At 72.3% G+C, this 6,392-nt stretch carries 6 protein-coding genes; 5 read left to right on the top strand and 1 reads right to left on the bottom strand.

Annotated features, from left to right (window positions below):
* Window positions 1–219: 219 nt before the first annotated feature.
* Window positions 220–723, bottom strand: a complete 504-nt coding sequence (locus tag ABH928_RS36310) for a GbsR/MarR family transcriptional regulator (RefSeq protein ID WP_370073023.1) — start codon at window positions 721–723, stop codon at window positions 220–222.
* A 95-nt stretch (window positions 724–818) separates the two neighbouring features.
* Here ABH928_RS36310 and ABH928_RS36305 point away from each other — a divergent pair, with 95 nt between their 5' ends.
* From ABH928_RS36305 to ABH928_RS36285, 5 genes are all read left to right on the top strand, one after another.
* Window positions 819–1,844, top strand: coding sequence for an ATP-binding cassette domain-containing protein (locus ABH928_RS36305; RefSeq protein ID WP_370073024.1), 1,026 nt, complete (start codon window positions 819–821; stop codon window positions 1,842–1,844).
* On the top strand, window positions 1,841–3,478 hold the full coding sequence (locus ABH928_RS36300) for an ABC transporter permease (protein ID WP_370073022.1): 1,638 nt from the start codon (window positions 1,841–1,843) through the stop codon (window positions 3,476–3,478). Before ABH928_RS36305 ends, ABH928_RS36300 begins: the two co-directional genes overlap by 4 nt.
* A gap of 50 nt (window positions 3,479–3,528) precedes the next feature.
* Complete coding sequence (locus ABH928_RS36295; RefSeq protein ID WP_370073021.1) at window positions 3,529–4,476, top strand: DUF389 domain-containing protein; 948 nt, start codon at window positions 3,529–3,531, stop codon at window positions 4,474–4,476.
* Between the two features lie 151 nt (window positions 4,477–4,627).
* Complete coding sequence (locus ABH928_RS36290) at window positions 4,628–5,404, top strand: enoyl-CoA hydratase family protein (RefSeq protein ID WP_370073020.1); 777 nt, start codon at window positions 4,628–4,630, stop codon at window positions 5,402–5,404.
* Window positions 5,405–5,504: 100 nt separating this feature from the next.
* Window positions 5,505–6,302 (top strand): DapH/DapD/GlmU-related protein, encoded by a 798-nt coding sequence (locus ABH928_RS36285; RefSeq protein WP_370073019.1) that lies wholly within the window; start codon window positions 5,505–5,507, stop codon window positions 6,300–6,302.
* Window positions 6,303–6,392: the final 90 nt, after the last annotated feature.

Genomic DNA, 6,392 nt, shown 5'->3' with positions numbered 1-6,392 from the left:
TGGGACTCCGGGGACCCACCCCACCCATGGACGCCATCTCCGTCTTCACACCCGCCCCCGAACATCGAGGCGTCCATAGAACAATTATCAAGCCATAACCCCACCCAAGACCATGGCCCATCAGGACTATCTTCCGAACACGAACGAGTTAGTCATTCTGTTCGATTATTTCCCGTCTGCAATTCGGCGAGCAGAAGGTGAAGCCCGGTGGCTTCGAGTTCACTGCTGCGGCGTCATCCCCTCGCGCTCGCGGTAGTAGCGCTCCAGCAGGAGGGGCAGCTCCCGTCGCACGAAGCTGAAGAAGTGCAGCGACTCGCCGAGTCGTGACGCGGCCGGGGAGTCGGGGCCGAGCATGTGGATGCCCTCGGTGAGGGAGGTCTCCCAGCGGGAGAGCATCGAGTCGCGCTGGAGGAGGGCGTCGCGCCAGACGTCGTCGAAGACGCGGTAGCGGTCGCGGCGGGAGCCGGGATCGCGTTCGCGGCCGACGAGGTGGACGGTCGAGAGGTAGCGGACCGCGCCGGAGACCGCGGCCGGGCTGATCTGCAGCAGGGATGCCAGCTCCGCCGCCGTGAGACGGCCGGTGTCGGAGGTGAGCAGGGCGACGAAGACGCGGGCGGGCATGCGCGGGAAGCCGGTGTCGGTCAGGACGTTGGCGAAGCGCTCGATGTAGTCGCGCAGCTCCTCCTGATCGGCCGCTGCCTGATCCGTCCGGTTCGTCGCCATGGGGTTCACCTTATCCCGGGCATCACCGAGTTCAGAAGATTCACGAATTCGTGAAATCAGTGTAGCGTCGAACCGTGACGGTGAGCGCTGCAAGCATGGCCGGGGACGCCCCGGCGATCGACGTGTCGGGCCTGGTCAAGACCTTCGGGCGGACCCGGGCCCTGGACGGTCTCGACCTGCGCGTCGAGCGTGGTGAGGTGCACGGCTTCCTCGGGCCCAACGGCGCGGGCAAGTCGACGACCATCCGGGTGCTGCTCGGCCTGATCCGGGCCGACGCGGGCAGCGCCCGGCTCCTCGGCGGGGATCCGTGGCGCGAGTCGGTCGCGCTGCACCGGCGTATCGCCTACGTGCCCGGGGACGTGACCCTGTGGCGTGGGCTGAGCGGTGGCGAGGTGATCGACCTGCTCGGCCGACTGCGCGGCAACGGCAACACCACCGCCGAGCAGCGGGCCGAGCGCCGCGCCGAGTTGCTGGAGCGCTTCGAGCTGGACCCGACCAAGAAGGGCCAGACGTACTCCAAGGGCAACCGTCAGAAGGTCGCCCTGGTCGCGGCGTTCTGCTCGGACGCGGAGCTGCTGATCCTGGACGAGCCGACCTCCGGGCTCGACCCGCTGATGGAGGAGGTGTTCCGGTCCTGCGTCGCCGAGGAGCGTGCGCGCGGCCGGACGGTGCTGTTGAGCAGCCACATCCTCTCCGAGGTCGAGGCGCTCTGCGACCGCGTCAGCATCATCCGCGCGGGCCGCACCGTCGAGACCGGCACCCTGTCCGAGCTGCGCCATCTGACCCGCACCTCCGTCACCGCCGAGCTCGCCTCGCGGCCGACCGGCCTGGACGCGCTGCCGGGCCTGCACGACGTGGAGTTGGCGGACGGGCCGGCGGGAGCGCGGCTGCACTGCCAGGTCGACACGGACCGGCTCGACGGCCTGCTCCGCGCGCTGACCGACGCCGGTGTCCGCTCCCTGACGAGCCGTCCGCCGACGCTGGAGGAGCTCTTCCTGCGCCACTACGAGTCCGCGCCGGACGCCGATCCGCAGGCAGCCGTCACGTCGTCGGTCGCCTCGGAGTCCGCCTCGGCGCCCCGCTCGTCATCCGCCACCTCGTCCGTCGGGGAGCAGGCGTGACCCGGCGCTGGGCCGTCGGCGGGGGCGGTGGGGGCGGCGGTACCGCCGGGACCGGCGAGCTGCTCCGCTTCGCGCTGCGCCGCGACCGGATCATGCTGCCCGTCTGGCTCTACGCCCTGGTCGGCTCGACCGGCGCCACCGCCGCGTCGATCGGCAAGCTCTACCCGACCACGGCGTCCCGCGTCTCACTCGCGCAGAGCATCAACAGCAACGGTTCGCTGCGCGCGCTCTACGGACCGGTCTACGACGCGACCAGCAACGGCGCGCTGACGGCCTGGCGGATGCTGCCCTACGGCGGCCTGATGCTGGGGCTGCTCTGCATCCTGCTGGTGGTCCGGCACACCCGGGCCGAGGAGGAGTCCGGTCGACTGGAGCTGATCGGCGCGGGCGCGGTCGGACGTGGCGCGCCGCTGGCCGCCGGGCTGGGCACGGCCGTGATCGCGTCCGCGCTGGTCGGCGTGCTGACCGCCGCCGTCCTGGCCGCGACCGGGCAGCCGCTGGGCGGCTCGCTCGCCTTCGGTGGCGCGCTGTTCGGGTGCGGGGTCTGCTTCGCGGGGGTCGGGGCCATGGCCGCGCAGCTCAGCGGGACCAGCCGGGCCGCCAACGGGATCGGCGGCGCGCTGCTCGGGCTCGCCTTCCTGCTGCGCGCCTGCGGGGACGCCGCCGGATCGACCGGACCGGGCTGGCTGCTCTGGCTCTCCCCGCTCGGCTGGGCCGAGCGCGTCCGCCCCTACGCGGACGACGCGTGGTGGCTGGTGGCGCTGCTGGTCGTCGCCGGAGCGGTGCAGATCGCCGTCGGCTACCTGCTCGCCGGCCGCCGTGACCTCGGCGCCGGTCTGCTGCCACAGCGTCCCGGACCGGCCTCGGCCGAGCCGTCGCTGCGCGGTGCCACCGGCCTGGCCTGGCGGCTCCAGCGGGGCGGACTGCTCGGCTGGGCGGTCGGCTTCGCGGTCGGCGGCTCGATGCTGGGCGGCATCACCGAGGGCGTCAAGCAGCTGATCTCCAGCAGCTCCAACGTCGAGCAGATCATGGAGCGGATGGGCGGCAGTTCGGGCATGGTCGACGCCTACCTCGCGACGGCGATGAACCTGCTGGCCATGGTCGCCGCCGTCTACGCGGTGCAGACCGCGCTGCGGCTGCGCGGCGAGGAGACCTCCGGCCGCGCCGAACCCGTGCTCGCCACCGGCGTCAGCCGGCTCGGCTGGGCGGGCAGTCACCTGCTCTACCCGCTGCTCGGATCTGCCGTGCTGCTGTTGGTCGGTGGGATCACCGCGGGGCTCGGCACGGGCGTGGTGCTCGGCGACGCGGCGGGCTGGACGGGCAAGCTGCTGGTCGCGGCGCTGATCCAGCTCCCGGCAGTGTGGATCTTCGCGGCGGTGACGGTCGCGCTGTTCGGGCTGCTGCCGCAGTGGTCCACGGCGGCCTGGGGCGTGCTGGGCGTGCTGCTCTTCATCGCCTACCTCGGCCCGGCCGTGAACGCGGGGCAGTGGCTGCTCGACCTCAGCCCGTTCACGCACGTGCCCAAGCTGCCCGGCAGCGCGTTCCAGGCGCAGCCGCTGCTGTGGATGGTGCTGCTCTCCGTGCTGCTCGCAGGCTCGGGGCTCGCCGGATGGCGGCGACGCGACGTCAGGTGAGCCGCGCGATATCGGTTGAACCGGGCGAAAGGTGACATACCCTCACGCAGGTGATGCACATCCGCCTCATCGTCCCGCCGTCGCTGGAGTCCGAGGTCCGTTCGGTGCTCGACCAGGCCCTCGGGGTCACCCATCTCGTGGTGGTCCCGGGGGCCGCGCTGCGTCCGGCGGGGGCGCTGGTCGAGTGCGACGTGGCGCGCGAGTCGGCGGACGAACTGGTGGCCGCGCTGCGCCGACTCGGCCTGCCGCAGCAGGGCGCGATCGCCATGACCGGTGCCGAGTTCATCGCGTCCGACGCCGCCGCCCGCGCCCTGGCCGAGGCGCCCGGCGAGGGCGCGGACGCGGTGGTCTGGGAGGCGGTCAGCGGTATCACGCAGGAGGAGTCGGTCTTCAGCGCCGTCTACGTCGCCTTCCTCTCCGTCGCCACCATGCTGGCGGCCTGCGGGGTGATGCTGGACAACGCGATCCTGATCGTCGGCGCCATGGTCGTCGGCCCGGAGTTCGGCCCGTTGGCGGGGCTCTGCGTCGCGCTGGTACGGCGTCAGCCCCGGCAGGCCTGGAAGTCGTTGGTGACGTTGGTGATGGGCTTCGTGGTGGCGATGTTGCTGACCGTCCTGTTCAGCGCGGCGATGGACCAGTTGGGACTCTTCACCGCCACGCGGTTCAACGGGCCGCGCCCGGCCAGCTCGTTCATCTACCAGCCGGACGCCATGTCCGTGGTCGTCGCGATGCTCGCGGGCGTCGCCGGGGTGCTGTCGCTGACGTCGGCCAAGTCCGCCACGCTGATCGGCGTCGCCATCTCCGTCACCACCGTCCCGGCGGCGGGCAACGCAGCGCTGGCCGTCACCTACGGCGACTACGCCCAGGCCTGGGGCTCGTTCGTCCAACTCGGAGTCAACCTGGGCGGGATCGCCGTCGCGGGCACGCTGACGCTGCTGGTGCAGCGGCTGCTCTGGTCCCGGGCGCGCCGCCGAGAGCTCACTGCGACGGGGGTGTGAGGGTCGGAGGTGTGAGGGGTCGGGATGTGAGGGGTCGGGCCTGGCACGCGTCCTGCCGTGCGGAAGTCGCCGTCAAGGGCTTGACCTGGTGCATAGGCTGGGGACGCGCGCCACAGGGTGGTGGCGTCGACCTGCCGGAAGGGATCGCCCGATGTCCGCCGCACAGCCGCTTGAGCCGTTGGTCCGCTACGCCGTCGACCGAGGCGTCGCCACACTGACCCTCGACTCGCCCGCCAACCGCAACGCCCTCTCCTCCCGCCTGGTGGCGGAGTTGGAGCAGGGGCTGCTGGACGCGGGCAAGGACCCGGCGGTGCGCGCGATCGTGCTCACCCACACCGGTGGCACCTTCTGCGCCGGTGCGGACCTGTCCGAGGCCACCGGCGGCGACCCGACCGCCAACCCGCGCCGTCTGGTGACCGCGATGCGGTCGGTGGTGGAGTCGCCCAAGCCGGTCGTCGCGCTGGTCGACGGGCACGTCCGGGCGGGCGGCCTGGGGCTGCTGGGCGCCTGCGACATCGTGCTGGCCGGACCGAAGTCCACCTTCGCCTTCACCGAGGTCCGGCTCGGGCTCGCCCCGGCCGTCATCTCGCTGCCGCTGCTGCCGCGCCTGGACTCGCGCGGCGCGTCGCGCTGGTACCTGACCGGTTCCGTCTTCGACTCCGCCGAGGCCCAGCGGATCGGCCTGATCACCGAGGCCTGCGCTGCTCCCGCCGAGGCGCTGACCGAGATCCTGGACGCCTTCCGCAAGGCCAGCCCGCAGGGCCTGGCGGAGACCAAGCGCCTGGTCACGGCCGAGGTGCTGCGGAGCTTCGAGCGCGACGGCGAGTCGATGGTGGCGCAGTCGGCGCTGCTCTTCGGCTCCGAGGAGGCCCGCGAGGGCATGCTCTCCTTCCTGGAGCGCCGCCCGCCCGCGTGGGCGGCCGAGTGACGCAGGGGCACAGGGGCACAGGGGCGCGGGGACGCAGGGACGGGTCGGCGTGACGCAGGCCATGTGAGTCCGGCGGTTACTCACCGGTTAACGTAGGCCCATGCCGTTCGTCGAGAAGATACGCCGCGCCGCCCGGGAGCGGGCGCGCCGCGCCGCGACGCAACTGGTCCACCGCGGGTGGGGCGTCGTGCGCGAGGCGGGCGCGATCAGCGCCGAGCGGCCCGGCCCGCTGCGGTTCGCCGAGCTCGGGGCGTTCACCAAGCTCGCCTTCCCGCAGGGGACGATCTTCAACGAGCAGGCGATCGCGGTCGGTTGCTACTGCATCATCGGCGAGCGGGTCTCCGTCTCGGCGGGTTTCGCGCCCGGCCTGCAGCTCGGCCCGGAGCCCATCGTGCGGATCGGCGACGGCTGCGTGATCGGCCGGGACAGCAACATCGTCGGCCACCAGTCCATCGTGATCGAGGACAACGTGTGGACCGGACCGAGTGTCTACATCAGTGACCAGAACCACTCCTACGACGACCCGACGCTGCCCATCGGCAAGCAGTGGCCGCGCAACGAGTCGGTCCGGATCGGCGCGGGCAGCTGGATCGGCACGGGCGCGGTGATCCTCCCCGGTGCGGACATCGGCCGCAACGTGGTGGTGGCGGCCAACGCCGTGGTGCGCGGCACGGTGCCGGACCACAGCGTGGTCGCGGGCGCGCCCGCCAAACCCGTGCGCCGCTGGACCGAGGCGGAGGGCTGGCAGCCGCCGATCCGTACCGCGCCGCCGCGCCCGATCCCGGAGGGCATCACGCACGAGCAGCTGGTCGCGCTGATCGGCTGGGACCTGCGGCTGCCGACCGAGGCGGCCGGCGCCGACGGTGCCAAGGACAGCGATCCCGACCCGGTTTCCTAGTGATCTGGTTCTGAGATGCGCGTGCAGTAGCGGCAGATGCGGTCGAGGATCTGGTCGGCGGTCTTGGTCCAGCGGAAGGGCTGAGCGGAC

Origin of the sequence: Streptacidiphilus sp. MAP5-3 (assembly GCF_041262505.1) — a bacterium.
GTDB lineage: Bacteria > Actinomycetota > Actinomycetes > Streptomycetales > Streptomycetaceae > Streptacidiphilus.
This window is presented reverse-complemented; position numbering and strand designations above follow the sequence as displayed.

Excerpts from the sequence above, each read along its gene's own strand:
- ABH928_RS36310 (WP_370073023.1), bottom strand. The coding sequence starts at position 723 with ATGGCGACGAACCGGACGGATCAGGCAGCGGCCGATCAGGAGGAGCTG.
- ABH928_RS36305 (WP_370073024.1), top strand. The coding sequence starts at position 819 with ATGGCCGGGGACGCCCCGGCGATCGACGTGTCGGGCCTGGTCAAGACC.
- ABH928_RS36290 (WP_370073020.1), top strand. The coding sequence starts at position 4,628 with ATGTCCGCCGCACAGCCGCTTGAGCCGTTGGTCCGCTACGCCGTCGAC.
- ABH928_RS36285 (WP_370073019.1), top strand. The coding sequence starts at position 5,505 with ATGCCGTTCGTCGAGAAGATACGCCGCGCCGCCCGGGAGCGGGCGCGC.